The sequence below is a fragment of the Amycolatopsis sp. NBC_01286 genome (assembly GCF_035982555.1).
Taxonomy (GTDB): Bacteria; Actinomycetota; Actinomycetes; order Mycobacteriales; family Pseudonocardiaceae; genus Amycolatopsis.
This window is the reverse complement of record NZ_CP108428.1, coordinates 1,038,735-1,056,817: the sequence shown is the minus strand read 5'-3', so window position 1 is coordinate 1,056,817 and position 18,083 is coordinate 1,038,735. Positions and strand designations below refer to the sequence as shown.

Below are 18,083 nucleotides of genomic sequence, written 5' to 3'. Positions count from 1 at the left end.
AGCCGGCGCCTCGGAGGGTGATTGTTTGCTATGCACACTGTTGGGTCCTGAGGCAACACGCCTTAGGGCTTACACAGCCTGGGAATGTGGTTTGTTTCTGGTGTGGTGTTTGAGAACTGTAGAGTGGATGCGAGCATCTTTGTGGTCAAGTTGTTAAGGGCACATGGTGGATGTCTTGGCTTCAGGAGCCGATGAAGGACGTAGGAGGCTGCGATAAGCCTCGGGGAGCTGTCAACCGAGCTGTGATCCGAGGATTTCCGAATGGGGAAACCCAGCACCAGTGATGTGGTGTTACCCGCACTTGAATATATAGGGTGTGTGGAGGGAACGCGGGGAAGTGAAACATCTCAGTACCCGTAGGAAGAGAAAACAACCGTGATTCCGTGAGTAGTGGCGAGCGAAAGCGGAAGAGGCTAAACCGATTGCATGTGATACCTGTCAGGGGTTGTGTAGTCGGTGTTGTGGGACCCGCCTTGAAGGAACTGACATTTCTTCGGAATTGACGCATGGGTTAGTGGAACGCCTTGGGATGGGCGGCCGGAGTGGGTGAGAGCCCCGTACGCGAAAACTTGTGTTGTTGTTCTTGGTGGTGTTCCCGAGTAGCAGCGAGCTCGTGGAATTTGCTGTGAATCTGCCGGGACCACCCGGTAAGCCTAAATACTTCCTGAAGACCGATAGCGGACTAGTACCGTGAGGGAAAGATGAAAAGTACCCCGGGAGGGGAGTGAAAGAGTACCTGAAACCGTGTGCCTACAAGCCGTCAGAGCTGTAATGGTGATGGCGTGCCTTTTGAAGAATGAGCCTGCGAGTTAGTGCTGCGTGGCGAGGTTAACCCGTGTGGGGTAGCCGTAGCGAAAGCGAGTCTGAATAGGGCGAATGAGTCGCGTGGTCTAGACCCGAAGCGGAGTGATCTACCCATGGCCAGGGTGAAGCGACGGTAAGACGTCGTGGAGGCCCGAACCCACTTAGGTTGAAAACTGAGGGGATGAGCTGTGGGTAGGGGTGAAAGGCCAATCAAACTCCGTGATAGCTGGTTCTCCCCGAAATGCATTTAGGTGCAGCGTCGCATGTTTCACCACGGGGGTAGAGCTACTGGATGGTCTAGGGGCCTTACCGGGTTACCGAAATCAACCAAACTCCGAATACCGTGGTGTGAGAGTGCGGCAGTGAGACGGCGGGGGATAAGCTTCGTCGTCGAGAGGGAAACAGCCCAGAACACCAGCTAAGGCCCCTAAGTGTGTGCTCAGTGGGAAAGGATGTGGGATTGCCCAGACAACCAGGAGGTTGGCTTAGAAGCAGCCACCCTTGAAAGAGTGCGTAATAGCTCACTGGTCAAGTGGTCCTGCGCCGACAATGTAGCGGGGCTTAAGCACACCGCCGAAGCTGTGTCATTGACACAATAGATCCACTTGGGCTCTTGAAGTCCTTGTGTAGTCGTGTTGATGGGTAGGGGAGCGTCCTGCACCCAGGGAAGCCGTGGCGGAAGCTAGCGGTGGAGGGTGTGGGAGTGAGAATGCAGGCATGAGTAGCGAATGCAGAGTGAGAAACTCTGCCGCCGGATGACCAAGGGTTCCTGGGCCAGGCTAATCCGCCCAGGGTAAGTCGGGACCTAAGGCGAGGCCGACAGGCGTAGTCGATGGACAACGGGTTGATATTCCCGTACCCGAGCATGTGCGCCCATGACGAGGCGTTTGATACTAACCACCCAAAGCGTGCCGGTGATGCCTTCGGGCGGAGTTGGCATTGTGGAGCGTGGGACCTGATTTCGTAGTAGTCAAGCGATGGGGTGACGCAGGAAGGTAGCTCCGCCAGGCGATGGTTGTCCTGGTGTAAGCGTGTAGGAGAAAGCATAGGCAAATCCGTGCTTTATATACTCTGAGACGTGATGCGTAGCCGTTTGAGGTGAAGTAGAGTGATCCTATGCTGCCGAGAAAAGCCTCTAGTGAGTGCATGCACGGCCCGTACCCCAAACCAACACAGGTGGTCAGGTAGAGAATACTAAGGCGATCGGGTGAACTGTGGTTAAGGAACTCGGCAAAATGCCCCCGTAACTTCGGGAGAAGGGGGGCCAAACATCCTGAAGTCCTTTACGGACTAGGGGTGGGTGGCCGCAGAGACCAGCGGAAAGCGACTGTTTACTAAAAACACAGGTCCATGCGAAGTCGCAAGACGATGTATATGGACTGACGCCTGCCCGGTGCTGGAACGTTAAGAGGACCGGTTAATCCCTTCGGGGGTGAAGCTGAGAATTTAAGCGCCAGTAAACGGCGGTGGTAACTATAACCATCCTAAGGTAGCGAAATTCCTTGTCGGGTAAGTTCCGACCTGCACGAATGGCGTAACGACTTTCCGGCTGTCTCAACCACAGGCCCGGCGAAATTGCACTACGAGTAAAGATGCTCGTTACGCGCGGCAGGACGGAAAGACCCCGGGACCTTTACTATAGTTTGGTATTGGTTTTCGGTTCGGCTTGTGTAGGATAGGTGGGAGACTGTGAAGCGGTGACGCTAGTTACTGTGGAGTCATTGTTGAAATACCACTCTGGTCGAATTGGGAATCTGAACCTCGGGCCATGATCTGGTTCAGGGACAGTGCCTGATGGGTAGTTTAACTGGGGCGGTTGCCTCCTAAAGAGTAACGGAGGCGCCCAAAGGTTCCCTCAGCCTGGTTGGCAATCAGGTGTTGAGTGCAAGTGCACAAGGGAGCTTGACTGTGAGACAGACATGTCGAGCAGGGACGAAAGTCGGGACTAGTGATCCGGCACCACCTGGTGGAAGGGGTGTCGCTCAACGGATAAAAGGTACCCCGGGGATAACAGGCTGATCTTGCCCAAGAGTCCATATCGACGGCATGGTTTGGCACCTCGATGTCGGCTCGTCGCATCCTGGGGCCGGAGTAGGTCCCAAGGGTTGGGCTGTTCGCCCATTAAAGCGGCACGCGAGCTGGGTTTAGAACGTCGTGAGACAGTTCGGTCCCTATCCGCCGCGCGCGTAGGATACTTGAGGAAGGCTGTCCCTAGTACGAGAGGACCGGGACGGACGAACCTCTGGTGTGCCAGTTGTCCCGCCAGGGGCATGGCTGGTTGGCCACGTTCGGAAGGGATAACCGCTGAAGGCATCTAAGCGGGAAGCCTGTTCCAAGATGAGGTATCCCACCCTTTGTGGGTTAAGGCCCCCAATAGACCATTGGGTTGATAGGCCAGATATGGAAGCACAGTAATGTGTTGTCGAGTTGACTGGTACTAATAGGCCGAGGACTTGTCTACGAAGGTGTTACGCATCCACTCTACGGTTCTGAAACACCACACGGCCCTCGTGTTTTTGGGGGGTGTGGGTGTTTGATAGTGTTTCGGTGGTTTTAGCGTCAGGGAAACGCCCGGTCCCATTCCGAACCCGGAAGCTAAGCTTGACAGCGCCGATGGTACTGCAACCGAAGGGTTGTGGGAGAGTAGGACACCGCCGAACATTTCGTTGGGAGAGGGCCTGGCCCGGTCGAGAACACTAGTTCTCCCGGGCCAGGCCCTTTTCTTTATGCCCAAAACCACGCCGCCGGCACCGCGACCCACTTCGTGTCGACCCTCCCATCACACGAGTTGACCTTCCAATCACGTGTTGACCCTCTGATCACGCGAGTTGACCCTTCACGCACGCACGCACGCACGCACGCACGCCGGCCGTCTGGCCGAGTGGTGACCCGTGAATTACCGGTGTCGACTGCCTGATTACGGGTGCCGACCCCCTGGATCGTAGGTGGCCGGGGCTTCGATCGCGGGAGCCGACCGTCGAGGTACGCGAGCCGACCGGCTGGGTACGCGGGCCGACCGGCTGGGTACGCGGGCCGACCGGCTGGGTACGCGGGCCGACTGTTCGGGTGTGCGAGCTGCTCTCGCGCGGTGCGCGAGTTCCGGCCTCAATCACGCGAGATCCGCCTGGAAACACGTGGATCCCGGCCGGATCACACGAGTCCCGCCCGGGATCACGCGAGATCTGGCCACAATCACGCGGGATCCGTGCGGGATCACGCGAGTTGCAGCTCCGACCACCCCTGCTCCGACCTCACGATCCGAGTGATGCCCGCAGGATCACCGGTGATGCCCGCCCAGTCACACGAGATGCCCCGCGGATCACGCGCGATGCCTCCCCCGTCACGCGAGATGCTTCAGTCCGCCCGTCCCCGACGGGCCAATGGGCGGCGGCGCAGTGGTGATGACAGCACCAGCGATGTCGTCGTCTCGCCGTAGCGCTGCACCTTTTCCACCAACTCCTCCAGCTCCGCCGTGTTCCGGCACAGCACCCGCAGGATCCAGCACTCGTCACCCGTGATGTGGTCCGCGGCGATGACCGCCGGCAGTGGCAGCACCGCCGTCCGGAAGCGGGGTGTGTCCAGGCTGCGGACCCTGGCCCGGACCAACGCCTCGATCGGCAGACCCAGCTTCGTCGTGTCCACGGTCGCCGCGTAGCCCGTGATCACTCCGCGCTCCTCGAGACGGCGGACCCGTTCCGTCACCGCGGACCCCGACAGCGACACCCGGCGGCCCAGCTCCGTGAAGCTCAGCCTGCCGTCGTCCTGGAGGAGCTCGATCAGGTGCCAGTCGACGTCGTCGAGGTCCACCGCACATCTCCCAAGTCAGCAGGGGTGGAAACAGGGAAATCCCAGGCCAGCGACGGCCTTCACCCCGATTCTGCCCTGTGTCCGCGACGCCGTGATCAGCAGGATTGTTCCCATGACACGCACACTTGCCTTCCCCGCCGCCGCGCCCGCCGAGGCCGTTGCCTACTTCAGTGCCGAGCTCGGCTTCGAGGTCGATCCGGACGACCTCGCCCGGGACCTCGATGCCGGCCGCGTCGAAGGTTACGTCGTCGTCGAGACCCGTGCTCCCGAAGCCTTCGCGCAGGCGCACATCCCCGGCGCGATCAACCTGCCCTACCGCGACATGACGCCCGAGAGCACCGCGCACCTCGATCGCGACCTCGTCTACGTCTGCTACTGCGAAAGTATCAACTGCAACGCCGCCACCAAGGGGGCGCTCAAGCTCGCCGAGCTCGGCTTCCAGGTGAAACGGCTCTCCGGCGGCATCACCAGCTGGATCGCCGCCGGATACGCGGTCGACCAGGCCGGCGAAGCAACACAGGCAACGGCCGGGATTCGCTGCGCCTGCTGACGCACCTACCCTGGAAGGCGTGACACGACTGCTGATCATCCAGCCGGACGTCTCGGACCCGCTCGGTCCCCTCGGTGACTGGCTGACCGAAGCCGGCGCGGACCTCGACGTCCGGCTTCCGCCCGGGCAGGACCTGCCTGCCGATCTTGACGGCTACGCCGGCGTCGTCTGCCTCGGCGGCAACATGGGTGCGGAGGACGACGCGAAGCACCCGTGGCTCGCCGACGTGCGGCGCCTGCTGGCGAAGGCGGGGTCGAGGCAGCTCCCGACGCTGGGGATCTGCCTCGGCGCCCAGCTGCTGACCGTCGCGACCGGGGGCCGCGTCGAGGTCGGGCGCGACGGGCCGGAGATCGGCCCGCACCTCGTCTCGAAGAAGGACGCGGCGTGGACCGACCCGCTCTTCGCCGAGCTGCCGCTCATGCAGGACGTCCTGCAGTTCCACAACGACTCGATCACCCGGCTCCCGCCCGGCGCCGAACTGCTCGCATCCGCTCCGCGCTACCAGTTCCAGGCTTTCCGGTTCAACCGGTGTGTCTACGGTGTCCAGTTCCACATCGAGACGACGCCCGAGATCGTCGAGAGCTGGGCCGCGGACGAGCCCGAAATGGCGGAGCTGGCCCGCCCGGGAGCGCTCGACCACGACAAGTTGATCACCGTGCACGACGACATCGCCGAGACGTGGCGGCCGTTCGCGCAGCGGTTCGTCCGATTGGCGTCCGGGGAGCTCCAGCCCGCCGCCGACAGTCAACGCTCGTTACCGCTGGCTTAACGGACAGCGTCACAATCGGCAACGGGCTGTTAACAACCCGCGTCCCTCGTCAGGTACCTTGCGGTTAAGTCCCCACAAGGGTTCGGAGGTCGGGGTGGACCCCTCGTTGCTGGTCGTCATCGTGGTCGTCACCGCATTGGTCTTCGATTTCACGAACGGGTTCCACGACACCGCGAACTCGATGGCGACGTCGATCGCCACCGGGGCCCTCAAGCCCCGGGTGGCCGTCGCGATCTCCGCGGTGCTGAACCTGGTCGGCGCGTTCCTGTCGGTCGAGGTCGCCAAGACGATCTCCAGCGGCCTGGTGGACGACACGAAGATCGGCCCGTCGATCGTGTTCGGCGGGCTGATCGGCGCGATCGTCTGGAACCTCGTGACGTGGTTCGTGGGGCTCCCGTCGAGCTCGTCGCACGCGCTGTTCGGCGGCTTGGTCGGCGCCACCTGGGTTTCGGCGGGCGCGGACTCGGTCCACTTCGGAAAGATCGTCGAGAAGGTCCTGCTGCCGGCGGCCGCGTCGCCGGTGATCGCCGGCCTCGTGGCCCTGGCCGGGACGTACCTGGTCTACCGCTTCCTGGTCCGGAACCGGCCGGCCACGCGCGGGTTCAAGGTCGGCCAGATCGTCTCGGCGTCGCTGGTTTCGCTGGCCCACGGTACGAACGACGCGCAGAAGACGATGGGCGTGATCACGCTCACGCTGGTCACCGCCGGTAGCCTGCCGCCCGGCGCCGCTCCGCCCGTGTGGGTGATCATCAGCGCCGCCTGCGCGCTGGCCGCGGGCACCTACCTCGGCGGCTGGCGCATCACGCACACCCTCGGCAAGGGCCTGACCGACATCGAGGGCCCGCAGGGCTTCGCCGCCCAGACGAGCTCCGCGCTCGTCATCCTGGTCTCGTCGCGGCTGGGTTTCCCGCTGTCGACGACGCACGTGTGTTCCGGCGGCATCGTCGGCTCCGGCGTCGGCCGCCGCGAGGCGCCGGTCCGCTGGCGGATGGCGGGCCGGATGGTCGTCGCCTGGCTGTTCACCCTGCCCGCGGCCGCGATCGTCGGCGCGGTCTCGGGCAAGATCGCTTCGCTCGGCAGCGCGGGCACCATCGCCGTCGGCGTGGTCGGAATCGGTGTGGGTGCCGGGATCTGGCTGCTCTCGCGCCGCCACCCCGTCACCGCGCACAGCTTCCAGGTCCCCGAGCCGACGCCGGCCGACACCGAGCCGGGACGCCTGGCCGCCTGAGCCGGAATCACGAGGCCGTTGCGGCTACGGTGGTTCGTGATGGCAGACCGCGCGCGAACGACCGCTTCGGCGGCGAGGTACGGCTTCACCGACGCCCGTGCCGAGGGTCAGTTGCGCGCGGCCGGCTGGTGGGACGACGCCGGCCCGGTCGCCGCGGCGTCCGACGTCCTCTCGGCGTTGTCCCGCGCCGCCGATCCCGATCTCGCGCTGCGGGGACTTGACCGCATCCGCGAGGCCGACGGCGAAGAGTGGGCACAGCTCGAAGAGCAGCTCCGTGAGAACCGGACGTTCCGCGGCCGGCTCCTCGGTGTGCTGGGGACGTCGACCGCGCTGGCCGATTTCCTGTGCGCGAACCCCGCGCAGTGGCATTCGCTCACCGGCAAGAAGAGCACGAACCCCGCCGGCTACCGCGAAGCCCTGCGCACCGCGCTCGTGCGTGAAGACGGCACCGTGATCACCAAGCTCGAGGCGGAGCAGACGCTCAAGGTCGCCTACCGCAGCCTGCTGCTCGGCATCGCCGCCGCGGACCTGGGGCACCTCGTCGAGAGCGGGCTCGAGCAGCCGCGCTACGCCGAGGTCGCCGCGCAGCTGACCGAGCTGGCCGAGGCCGCGCTCGCCGCCGGGCTCGTGGTCGCCGAGGCCGAGGTCGGCGCCTCGGCCGACGACACGTTCGCGATCATCGCGATGGGCAAGTGCGGCGGCCGGGAACTCAACTACGTCAGCGATGTCGACGTCATCTTCGTCGGCGCGGGCGATCTCGGCGTCGCGACGCGGCTGGCGAGCACGACGATGCGCGTCACCGGGAACGCGTGCTTCGAGGTCGACGCGGCGCTGCGCCCGGAAGGCAAGGCGGGCGCGCTCGTCCGCACCCTCGAAGGCCACCAGAGCTACTACCTGAAGTGGGCCAAGACCTGGGAGTTCCAGGCGCTGCTCAAGGCCCGCCCGGTCGCCGGCGACGCCGAACTCGGGCGGCAGTACGCCGAGATGGTGGCACCGCTGGTGTGGTCGGCGGCCGACCGGGACAACTTCGTCGCCGAGGTGCAGCAGATGCGCCGCCGGGTCGAGGGGCACGTGCCGTCCGAGCACGCCGAGCGCGAGCTCAAGCTGGGCCGCGGCGGCCTGCGTGACGTCGAGTTCGCGGTGCAGCTGCTGCAGCTCGTGCACGGCCGGGTCGACGACGAGCTGCGGTCGCCGTCCACGATGGACGCGCTCGCGGCGCTCGGCGAAGGCGGTTACGTGGGCCGGAAGGACGCGGCCGAGCTGGGCGCGTCGTATGAGTTCCTGCGGATGTTGGAGCACCGGCTGCAGCTGCGGCGGATGCGCCGGACGCACTTGTTCCCCGCGACGTCCGACACCGACGAGCTGCGGATCCTCGCCCGCGCGAGCGGCGTGAAACCGACCGGTGGCAAGAGCGAGGGCGAAGCGCTGCTGGCGGAGTTCCGCAAGCACGGCAAGGGCATCCGGCGGCTGCACGAAAAAATCTTCTACCGGCCGCTGCTGCAGTCGGTCGCGAACGTGCCGACCGAGGCGCTGCGCTTGACGACCAAGCAGGCCGCCAGCCGCCTGGCCGCCCTCGGCTACACCGCGCCCGACGGCGCGCTCCAGCACATCAAGGCGCTCACTTCGGGCGTCTCCCGGCGCGCCGCGATCCAGCAGGCGCTGCTGCCTGTTCTGCTCGACCTGCTCGCCGACACCCCCGACCCGGACGGCGGGCTGCTGTCCTACCGCAAGGTTTCCGAGGCGTTGGAGGACACGCCGTGGTACCTGCGGGTGCTGCGCGACGAAGGCACGGTCGTCGAACGGCTGGCCATCCTGCTCGGCACGTCGAGGCTGGTGCCCGACCTGCTGGTCCGCGCGCCCGAGGTGCTGCAGCTGCTCGGCGACCCGGCGCGGCTGCTGGGCCGCACGCCGGCCGACGTGGCGACGTCGCTGCGGGCGGCCGTCCGGCGCCAGCCCGGGTTGAACCCCGCGGTCACGGCGGCGCGTTCGCTGCGGCGGCACGAACTGCTGCGCGTGGCGTGCGCGGACCTGCTGGGCCTGCTCGACGTCCGGGCCGTGTGCGCGGCGCTGTCCAGCGTCTGGGTCGCAGTGCTGCAGGGCGCGCTGGCCGCCGCGTTCCGGCAGCGCCAGGCCGAGCTGGGCCGGACCCCGGCGCGGATCGCCGTCATCGGCATGGGCCGGCTCGGCGGCGCCGAACTCGGCTACGGCTCCGACGCCGACGTGCTCTTCGTGTGTGAAGCGAATGAAGGCGTCTCGGACTCCGACGCCGTGAAGTTCGCGTCGTCGGTCGCGGAGACGGTCCGGAAGATGCTGGGCGCGCCGAGCCCGGACCCGGCGCTGGTCGTCGACGCCGACCTGCGGCCGGAGGGGCGCAGCGGCCCGCTGGTGCGGACGCTGGAGTCCTACCGCGCCTACTACGCGCGCTGGGGCGAGGTGTGGGAGGCGCAAGCGTTGCTGCGGGCCCGTTTCATCGCCGGCGACGACGACCTCGGGCAGCGGTTCATCGCGATGATCGACCCGATCCGCTACCCCGAGGGCGGCTTGGACGCGACGAAGGCCCGCGAGATCCGCCGGATCAAGGCACGCGTCGAGACCGAGCGGATGCCGAAGGGCGCGGACCCGACGCGGCACACGAAGCTCGGCCGCGGCGGCCTCGCCGACGTCGAGTGGACGGTGCAGCTCCTGCAGCTGCAGCACGCCCACGCCGTTCCCGAGCTGCGGACGACGTCGACGCTGGACGCACTGGCGCTGCTCCCCGGCGCGGGCCTGGCCGAGCAGTCCGAAGCGGCCGAGCTGACCGAGGCGTGGCTGCTGGCGACGCGGGTGCGCAACGCCGGGATGCTGGTGCGCGGCAAGGCCGTCGACGAGGTCCCCAGCTCGGGCCGCGACCTGGTCGCGGTGGCGCGGGTGCTCGGCCAGACCGCGGCGGATGACCCCGGTGAGTTCCTCGACACGTACCGCCGGATCACCCGCCGCGCGCACACGGTGGTGGAGCACCTGTTCTACGAGGCTGATTAAGGTGGGGCGCGTGACCGATCGAGAGCCGTTCCGGACCCGGATCAAGGTCCGCCACTACGAGCTGGACACCCTGGGCCACCTCAACCACGCCGTCTACCACTCGTACGGCGAGGTTTCGCGGCTCGAGCTGCTGGAACAGGCGGGCGCACTCAACGGCGTCGAGGGCTTCGCGGCGGTGCTCCTGGAGTCCCACATCGTGTTCCGCAGGGAGATCCGCGCGGGCGACGTGGTCGACGTGACGTGCGACGCGAAGTTCGGCAGCGGCAAGACGTTCTCGATGGACTCGAACATCTACAAGGCCGACGGCACACTGGCCGCGGAGATCACGTGCACGCTGGGCCTGATGGACCTGGAACGCCGCAAGCTGGCAGCGGACCCGCGGGGCCGTTTCGCCGAGGCGGGCGCGGACCTGAAGCTGCTGTCGACGGCCGAGGGCGACTGACTTCGTAGCCCCGGACGAAAGAACGCCGGCGGCGAGAATGGCGCCGATCGTTACGGCATGAACCCTGGGACAGCGAGGAAGACTGTCCCGGCGCCGACGAACAGCAGACTGGTGACCTGGAGTCTCACGGTTCCGACTGCCACGGAACGAGCAAGCGCGCGGCTTGCCTGTTCTACGTCCCTGATCCGCCGCTCGGTGTCACCGATGGCTGCGCGTAGGGCGTAGACCTCGGTGCTTCGCCGGCTCGCCTCGTGGGCTGCTGCCATCTCGACTCGCTCGATACGTCGTTCGACCCAGCGAAGCTGTTCCTCCAGAGACAAGTCCGTGGGGGCGTTGCCGCCTGTCACAGTGCCCTCGCCCTGCACGAATCCAGTGGGGACTCTGATCGCCCCGACTACATCGTGAACCGTGACGTCGCGATTGCGGCGCAGCAAGCGGCGTACGAGATGGCGACTGCCGGCGAGGAGGCGGTCCAGCGCCGGCCAGATGGGCTCGGTGCCGTGCTCCTGGTTGGTTGACGCGTAAGCGCCTGCGGCGAGGCAGATGCCTATCACTGAGAGCACCAGTCCCAGCGCCGTGAGTACGATCTTGAACATGCCGATTAGGTCGTGTCGGCGGTCGACTGCGTTGCAGTGTCTCGACAGGCGCACAAAGAACGGGACGGCGGTCGGGGCTTTCCCCTCGACCGCCGTCCCGTGTCCGGTGGGCCGTCAGCTGACGGCCTGGCCGGGACCTTGACCGGCGAAACCCCTGGTCAAAGCCCCGAGCCGATCACACGTCGTAGTACAGGGCGAACTCGTACGGGTGCGGGCGCAGGCGCAGCGGGTCGATCTCGTTTTCGCGCTTGTACGAGACCCACGTCTCGATCACGTCCGGCGTGAACACGCCGCCCTCGAGCAGGTAGTCGTGGTCGGCTTCCAGCGTGTCGAGGACCGTGCCCAGGTCGCCCGGGACCAGCTTGACGTTCTTGGCCTCTTCCGGCGGGAGCTCGTAGAGGTCCTTGTCGATCGGGTCCGCCGGCTCGATCTTGTTCTTGATGCCGTCGAGCCCGGCCATCATCATCGCCGAGAACGCCAGGTACGGGTTGCCCGAGGAGTCCGGGCAGCGGAACTCGGCGCGCTTGGCCTTCGGGTTGTTGCCCGTGATCGGGATGCGGACGCAGGCCGAGCGGTTGCGCTGCGAGTAGACCAGCGAAACCGGGGCCTCGAAGCCCGGGACCAGGCGGTGGTAGGAGTTCACCGTCGGGTTCGTGAAGGCCAGCAGGCTCGGGGCGTGCTTGAGCAGGCCGCCGATGTAGTGGCGCGCCGTGTCGGACAGGCCCGCGTAACCGGACTCGTCGTGGAACAGCGGCGTGCCGTCCTTCCACAGCGACTGGTGGCAGTGCATGCCCGAGCCGTTGTCGCCGGCGAGCGGCTTCGGCATGAACGTCGCGGTCTTGCCCGCGGCGAACACGGTGTTCTTCACGATGTACTTGAACAGCTGCAAGTCGTCCGCCGCGTGCAGCAGCGTGTTGTACTTGTAGTTGATCTCGGTCTGGCCGGCGGTGCCCACCTCGTGGTGCGCGCGCTCGATCTCGAAACCGGAGCCCTGCAGCGCGCGGACGATGTCGTCGCGCAGGTCGGCGAAGTGGTCGACCGGCGGGACGGGGAAGTAACCGCCCTTGAACTTCGTCTTGTAGCCCTGGTTGCCACCGACCTCTTCGGTACCGGTGTTCCACCAGCCCTCGACGGAGTCGATCTCGTGGAACGAGGCGTGCTCGGCGGAGTCGAAGCGGACCGAGTCGAAGATGTAGAACTCGGCTTCGGGGCCGAAGTACACGTTGTCGGCGACGCCGTACTCCGCGATGTACTGCTCGGCCTTGCGCGCGATGTTGCGCGGGTCGCGGCTGTACGCCTCACGGGTGAACGGGTCGTGCACGAAGAAGTTCAGCGAGAGCGTCTTCGCCTTGCGGAACGGGTCGATGCGCGCCGTCTCGGGGTCCGGCAGCAGCAGCATGTCCGATTCGTGGATCGACTGGAAACCGCGCACCGAGGAGCCGTCGAACGCGAGTCCCTCTTCGTAAGCCTCTTCGGTGAAGGCCTTCGCCGGGACCGTGAAGTGCTGCATCACGCCGGGCAGGTCACAGAACCGGACGTCGATGACTTCGACGTCCTCGTCCGTGATGAGGCGCTGAATGTCGTCTGGAGTAGTGGGCACCCTCGGTGACTCCTTCTCGTTCGAGCTCGTGCGGCAGTGCTCTCTTCGGCTCACGCTAAAAGCGCGGTGTTGCCCGACCGTCACCCGTATGTTTCGCCGGTGTTAACGGGTGGGTGGATACCGGGTATCCGACCAGGTCGGATGTGGTCCGCGCCACCGGCATACCCTGGACGGGTGGCGAGATGGACCGGAGAATGGCTGCCCGGCACGGGTGACGGTGGCCAGAGTACTGATCAGGACGGCGCGCGCTGGCCGGGCGAGAAGTTCGGTCTGCCCGAATCCGGCGTCGGCTCGGCGGCGAGCGGCGGGACCCGGCTGCTCGGGCTGCTCGCCGACCTCGTGGTCGCGGCCCTGGTCACGGCCATCTTCGTGCACCCGGACCTGCAGGACCCGGTCGCTATGCAGAACTTCAACCTGTGGTCCGGCGGCGTCTGGGCGGTCATCTCCGTCGTGTCCGCCGGCTTCTTCGGGTTCACCCCCGGGATGGGCGTGGTCGGCATCCGGGTGGCCCGCCTCGACGGCGCCGGCCTGGTCGGCCCGCTGCGGGCGCTGGTCCGCGCGGTCCTCACGTTCGTGATCATCCCGGCCGCCGTCCGCAACGCCGACGGCCGCAGCTGGCTGGACCGGCTGACGGGCACCGTCGTCATCCGGCTGCGCTGACCCGTGCGCCGCGAGCCGCGCCGGAAAGCCGCAGCGGCAGCTGCGCTGACCACGCGGCCGCCGGACAGCCGCATCGGACGGCCTGCTGGATCAAGCCGCGCCGACCACGCGGCCGCCGGCCAGCCGCAGCGGACGCCGACTGGTCGACCGGCCCGGCCGGAGGCCTCGGCCCGATAGGCCCGACATCAGCCGGCTGGTGGTCTCGGCTACCTCCGGTATCGGCCGGCGGCCCGAGCGGCGCTCCCGGAGTGCGTCCCCTGGTATCGGCCGGCGTCGGCACCGCACCATCGGCGGCCCTGGGTGTCCCGTCCGAAACCCGCCGCCCGGCACCCTCGTACGAGAAAGGCCCCGTCCACCGGACGGGGCCTTCGTCGTCTGCGCGGGCTCGGGTCAGCGGCGGCGGATCGTGCGCTGGACGTTGCGCATCTTCGCGCCGGCGGGCATCGGGCCCTTGGGCATCGCCGCGCCACGGTTGCCGAGTGCGGCCAGCTTCGCCTCGAGGGCGTCGACCTGGGCCGGCTTGAGGTTGCGGGGCAGCTTCATGAGGAAGCCCTGGAGCTTCTTGAGCGGGATCTGGCCCTCTTCGTGGCCGATCGTGACGTCGTAGATCGGGGTGTCGCCGATCAGCCGGGAGACGCGCTTCTTCTCCTGGGCGAGCAGCGTCTTCACGCGGTGCTGCGCGCCCTCGGCAACGAGTACCACGCCCGGGCCGCCGAGCACCCGGTGCACGGCGTCGAGCTGGGTCGTCGCGGCGACGGTCGGCGTCACCTTCCACTTGCCGCGGAGGTTCTCGAGTGCCCACGCCGCCGCGCCGGGCTGGCCGTCGGCCTTCGAGTAGACCGTCTTCTGGACGCGCCGGCCGAAGATGATCATGGCGAGCAGCGCGCCGAGGATGATGCCCAGCGGGAGCAGCACCCACTGGGAGTCGAAGAAGAAGCCGATCCCGAAGGCCACACCCGCGACGACGACGATCGAGCCGACCATCCAGGGGATGAGCCAAGGGTCTTCCTTGCGCTGCATCTTGAAGGCTTCGAAGAGCTGGCCACGCCGGGCCTTGCTCGCCGCGCGCTTCTCCTTCTTGGCCTGCTTGGCCGCTTCCTTGTCCTGCTGTCCCGCCATCTGACCAGGATACGGCCGCGTGCCCCTGCCCGGATTCCCCGTCCCCCTCTGCGAGGATGCGGGACGTGACTGGCGTACTTTCCCCGAAGAGCCGCACCCGTCTGCTCGATGGTCTCGACCCCGAGCAGCGCGCCGCCGCCAGTGCCCCGAGGGGGCCGGTCTGCGTCCTGGCCGGCGCCGGCACGGGCAAGACCCGCACGATCACCCACCGCATCGCTCACCTCGTCATGTCCGGGCACGTTTCCGCTGGTCAGGTGCTTGCCGTCACGTTCACGACGCGCGCCGCGGGGGAGATGCGCGCCCGGCTGCGCGGCCTCGGCGTCGACGCCGCGCAGGCGCTGACGTTCCACGCCGCCGCCCGCCGTCAGCTGCGTTACTTCTGGCCGCGCGTGGTCGGCGGCCAGCCGTGGGACCTGCTCGAGAACAAGTTCCGCTACGTCGGCCAGGCCGCGACCCGGGCCAAGCTCGGCACCGAGATCGAGATCCTGCGCGACCTGGCGAGCGAGATCGAGTGGGCGAAGGCGTCGCTGATCAGCCCGGACGACTACCCGGCCGTCACCGCGCGCGCCCAGCGGGACATCCCCGCCCCGGCCGCGCAGGTCGCCGAGGTCTACCGCAACTACGAAGACCTGAAGAACGCCGCGCAGGTGCTCGACTTCGACGACCTGCTGCTGCACACGACGGCGGTGCTCGAGGAGCACGGCGTCGTCGCCGAGGAGTTCCGCGACCGCTACCGCTGCTTCGTCGTCGACGAGTACCAGGACGTCACGCCGCTGCAGCAGCGCCTGCTCGACGCGTGGCTCGGCGGCCGTGACGACCTGACGGTGGTCGGCGACGCCAACCAGACCATCTACTCCTTCGGCGGCGCGTCGCCGCGGTCGCTGCTGGAGTTCACGCGGCGCTTCCCGGAGGCGACGGTCGTCCGGCTCGAACGCGACTACCGGTCCACGCCCGAGGTCGTCGCGCTGGCGAACCAGGTGATCGGCGCCGCCCGCGGCCGGCCGGCGGGATCGCGGCTCAAGCTGATCGGCCAGCGCCCGTCCGGCCCGCAGCCGCGCTTCGCCGAGTTCGACGACGAGCACGTCGAGGCGGGCGCCGTCGCGCGGCGCGTGCGCGAGCTGCTCGACGGCGGCGTCGCGGCGAGCGAGATTGCGGTGCTCTACCGCGTCAACGCCCAGTCCGAGGCCTACGAGTCGGCGCTGGCCGAGGCCGGCATCCCGTACCTGGTCCGCGGCGGCGAACGGTTCTTCAACCGGGCCGAGGTCCGGCAGGCGATGTCCGCGCTGCGGACCGCGAGCGGCGACGGCAGCTCCGACCTGGTCACGACCGTGCGTTCGGTGCTCTCCCGCGTCGGCCTCACCGAGTCGCCGCCCGCCGGTGGCGCCGCGAAGGAACGGTGGGACGCGCTCCTGGCGATCGTCGAGCTAGCCGAGGAGCTCGCCTCGACGGTCGCCGACGCCGACTTGCCGCGCTTCAACACCGAGCTGGAGCAGCGCGCGGCGGCGCAGCACCCGCCGACGGTCGAGGGCGTGACGCTCGCGTCGCTGCACGCGGCGAAGGGCCTCGAATGGGACGCGGTGTTCCTCGTCGGCCTCGCCGAAGGCACCGTGCCGATCCTGCACGCCGACAACGACGAGGCGGCGATCGAGGAGGAGCGGCGGCTGTTCTACGTCGGCGTCACGCGGGCCCGCGAGCACCTGTGGCTGTCGTGGGCGCTGGCCCGCACGCCGGGCGCGCGCCGCAACCGCCGTCGCAGCCGGTTCCTCTACGGCCTGATCCCGGAGGACCACCCGGCGGCCCGGGCCGCGCGGTCGCAGCAGAAGCAGGCCACGCCGGTGAAGACGCGCTGCCGGGTGTGCGGCGGGCCGCTGCTGGAAACCCTCGACGTCAAGCTCGGCCGCTGCGGTCGTTGCCCGTCGTCGGTGGACGAGAACCTGTTGGAGCGGTTGAAGTCCTGGCGCGCGGACCGGGCCCGGGAGCTGAAGGTGCCGCCGTTCGTCGTGTTCACTGACGCGACGCTGATGGCCGTCGCCGAGCAGCGCCCGGTCGATGAGTCGGCGCTGGTGTCGATCTCCGGGATCGGCGCGACCAAGCTCGAACGCTTCGGCACGGAGATCCTCGGCGTCGTCCGCGCGTCGATGGGGTCCTGACGGGGGTCCTGATGTGGTCTTGACCGCGTCCGGACCATGATCCACGCGGCGAACCCGCTGCTCAGGGGCGATCTTCGTATCTTCGAGGATTTTCCCCGTAATTAAGTTGCCCCGGTGTGGTGGGGGGCAATAACCTGCCAGTACCGAGCCCGAAGGGCTCGGCTGGGGATCCACGTGAAGTGCCGCTCCGCGGCCGCGTGTGCAGAGTACAGACGAAGGAGGTGCCGGTGAAATGACCATCAATCTGACGCTCACGAACCCGGGCACCCGTCTGTCCTGCGCCGCGGAAGTCGCGGCTGCACAGCGCCCGGGCACCGGTCTGCCCGTGAGCGCGCACGAGATCCGTGGCACGCGTCGCGTCATGCGGGGCTGGACCACCGGCGATGTCGTCGTCTTCGGGACCGAGGGCGTTCTCGCCGCGTACCCGCAGGCCGATCTGCCGACCATCAAGCAGTTCCGTGTTCCGTTGTCGATACGGGAGCGAAGTTCCTGACCCAGTCAGGACACTGAGGCTCACGAAGGCCGCGGAACCGGAAAACCCGGATCCGCGGCCTTCGTGTTTTTGGCTGCACAACCCAAGAGGAACAGCATTGCCCAGCTCCACGCCCAAAACCGAAACCCGTACGACACCAGGAGGAACCCCCATGTCTTCGGCCATCGCCTACACCGCGGGTGAGGCAATATTCGCCGACCTGCTCGACCCCGTCACCGTCCCGGACGTGGCTCTGCCCTGCCGCTCGGGCGACGCGGACCTCTGGTTCGCCGAGTCCCCGGCCGAGCTCGAGCGCGCCAAGGCGTCCTGCGCCGACTGCCCGGTTCGCGAGGCCTGCCTGGCCGGCGCACTGGCCCGGCGTGAGCCGTGGGGCGTCTGGGGTGGCGAGATCTTCGAGCGCGGTGTCGTGATCGCGCGCAAGCGGCCCCGTGGCCGTCCGCGCAAGAACACCACCGTCGAGCCCGTCGCCGCCAAGAGCGGCGAGCACCGGAGCGCCGCCGCATGAGCGTCGAACCGATCACCACGAGGGACCACGAAGCGCGCAAACGCGTGCACCTGCAGTTGACGAAGACCGAGATCGAGGAGATCAGCGAGATGTTGCTTTACGAAGAACTGTCCAGGGCCCGAATACGGGATCTGGAGGAGGGCATCCGCACCCAGCGGGCCCGAGGTAGCGCCCGTGCCATCCGCCGGTGGAGCCGAGTAGCCCGATGGGCGGCCCAGCGCGCGGAGCGGTACGAGAACCAGAGCTGAGAGCAGGCCCCTGCCGCCCCGACGGCGGCAGGGGCCTGCCTGGGTTTGCGCAGGTCAATGGGGTTGTGTGTGGTTGTGTCGGCTGGCTCTGGTT

Annotated in this window: 14 protein-coding genes and 2 rRNA genes; 12 read left to right on the top strand and 4 right to left on the bottom strand. The window is 67.3% G+C overall.

Annotation, left to right across the window (positions count from 1 at the left end):
- Nucleotides 1-143 precede the first annotated feature (143 nt).
- Together OG570_RS04950 and rrf are read left to right on the top strand one after the other, a co-directional pair.
- Nucleotides 144-3,265: ribosomal RNA gene (locus tag OG570_RS04950) — 23S ribosomal RNA — on the top strand.
- Nucleotides 3,266-3,347: 82 nt separating this feature from the next.
- Nucleotides 3,348-3,464: ribosomal RNA gene (gene rrf, locus OG570_RS04945) — 5S ribosomal RNA — on the top strand.
- Nucleotides 3,465-4,158: 694 nt separating this feature from the next.
- Here the strand turns inward: rrf and OG570_RS04940 are convergent.
- Nucleotides 4,159-4,611 carry an Lrp/AsnC family transcriptional regulator gene (locus OG570_RS04940; protein ID WP_326955761.1) on the bottom strand — a complete coding sequence of 151 codons (453 nt, stop codon included), beginning with the start codon at nucleotides 4,609-4,611 and terminating at the stop codon, nucleotides 4,159-4,161.
- Between the two features lie 112 nt (nucleotides 4,612-4,723).
- On the opposite strand from OG570_RS04940, the gene OG570_RS04935 reads away from it, so the two are divergent.
- The 5 genes from OG570_RS04935 (at nucleotide 4,724) to OG570_RS04915 (ending at nucleotide 10,618) form a co-directional block, all read left to right on the top strand.
- Nucleotides 4,724-5,161 (top strand): rhodanese-like domain-containing protein, encoded by a 438-nt coding sequence (locus OG570_RS04935; protein ID WP_326955760.1) that lies wholly within the window; start codon nucleotides 4,724-4,726, stop codon nucleotides 5,159-5,161.
- A 19-nt stretch (nucleotides 5,162-5,180) separates the two neighbouring features.
- Nucleotides 5,181-5,930: a type 1 glutamine amidotransferase gene (locus OG570_RS04930; RefSeq protein ID WP_326955759.1), complete on the top strand. Its 750-nt coding sequence runs from the start codon at nucleotides 5,181-5,183 to the stop codon at nucleotides 5,928-5,930.
- A gap of 94 nt (nucleotides 5,931-6,024) precedes the next feature.
- A complete protein-coding gene (locus OG570_RS04925; RefSeq protein WP_326955758.1) occupies nucleotides 6,025-7,158 on the top strand; it encodes an inorganic phosphate transporter in 1,134 nt (377 codons plus the stop codon).
- 39 nt (nucleotides 7,159-7,197) lie between these two features.
- On the top strand, nucleotides 7,198-10,176 hold the full coding sequence (locus OG570_RS04920; RefSeq protein WP_326955757.1) for a bifunctional [glutamine synthetase] adenylyltransferase/[glutamine synthetase]-adenylyl-L-tyrosine phosphorylase: 2,979 nt from the start codon (nucleotides 7,198-7,200) through the stop codon (nucleotides 10,174-10,176).
- A gap of 10 nt (nucleotides 10,177-10,186) precedes the next feature.
- A complete protein-coding gene (locus OG570_RS04915) occupies nucleotides 10,187-10,618 on the top strand; it encodes an acyl-CoA thioesterase (protein ID WP_326955756.1) in 432 nt (143 codons plus the stop codon).
- Nucleotides 10,619-10,668: 50 nt separating this feature from the next.
- On the opposite strand, the gene OG570_RS04910 is transcribed toward OG570_RS04915, so the two are convergent.
- Both OG570_RS04910 and glnA read right to left on the bottom strand, forming a co-directional pair.
- Nucleotides 10,669-11,214: a hypothetical protein gene (locus OG570_RS04910; RefSeq protein WP_326955755.1), complete on the bottom strand. Its 546-nt coding sequence runs from the start codon at nucleotides 11,212-11,214 to the stop codon at nucleotides 10,669-10,671.
- Nucleotides 11,215-11,389: 175 nt separating this feature from the next.
- Nucleotides 11,390-12,814, bottom strand: coding sequence for a type I glutamate--ammonia ligase (glnA, locus tag OG570_RS04905; protein WP_247061245.1), 1,425 nt, complete (start codon nucleotides 12,812-12,814; stop codon nucleotides 11,390-11,392).
- A gap of 270 nt (nucleotides 12,815-13,084) precedes the next feature.
- Between glnA and OG570_RS04900 the strand changes: the two genes are divergently transcribed.
- Entirely contained in the window at nucleotides 13,085-13,474 is a 390-nt protein-coding gene (locus OG570_RS04900) for an RDD family protein (protein WP_442788310.1), read from the top strand.
- 390 nt (nucleotides 13,475-13,864) lie between these two features.
- On the opposite strand, the gene OG570_RS04895 is transcribed toward OG570_RS04900, so the two are convergent.
- The gene (locus OG570_RS04895; protein WP_326946441.1) at nucleotides 13,865-14,593 is read right to left on the bottom strand and encodes a DUF4191 domain-containing protein; all 729 of its coding nucleotides are present in this window, start codon (nucleotides 14,591-14,593) and stop codon (nucleotides 13,865-13,867) included.
- Between the two features lie 65 nt (nucleotides 14,594-14,658).
- Between OG570_RS04895 and OG570_RS04890 the strand changes: the two genes are divergently transcribed.
- The 4 genes from OG570_RS04890 (at nucleotide 14,659) to OG570_RS04875 (ending at nucleotide 17,989) form a co-directional block, all read left to right on the top strand.
- Entirely contained in the window at nucleotides 14,659-16,743 is a 2,085-nt protein-coding gene (locus OG570_RS04890; protein WP_326955753.1) for an ATP-dependent DNA helicase UvrD2, read from the top strand.
- Between the two features lie 232 nt (nucleotides 16,744-16,975).
- Nucleotides 16,976-17,236, top strand: a complete 261-nt coding sequence (locus tag OG570_RS04885; RefSeq protein WP_247061252.1) for a hypothetical protein — start codon at nucleotides 16,976-16,978, stop codon at nucleotides 17,234-17,236.
- Nucleotides 17,237-17,387: 151 nt separating this feature from the next.
- Nucleotides 17,388-17,741 (top strand): WhiB family transcriptional regulator, encoded by a 354-nt coding sequence (locus OG570_RS04880; protein ID WP_326946444.1) that lies wholly within the window; start codon nucleotides 17,388-17,390, stop codon nucleotides 17,739-17,741.
- Entirely contained in the window at nucleotides 17,738-17,989 is a 252-nt protein-coding gene (locus OG570_RS04875; protein ID WP_247061256.1) for a hypothetical protein, read from the top strand. Before OG570_RS04880 ends, OG570_RS04875 begins: the two co-directional genes overlap by 4 nt.
- The last annotated feature ends 94 nt before the right edge of the window (nucleotides 17,990-18,083 follow it).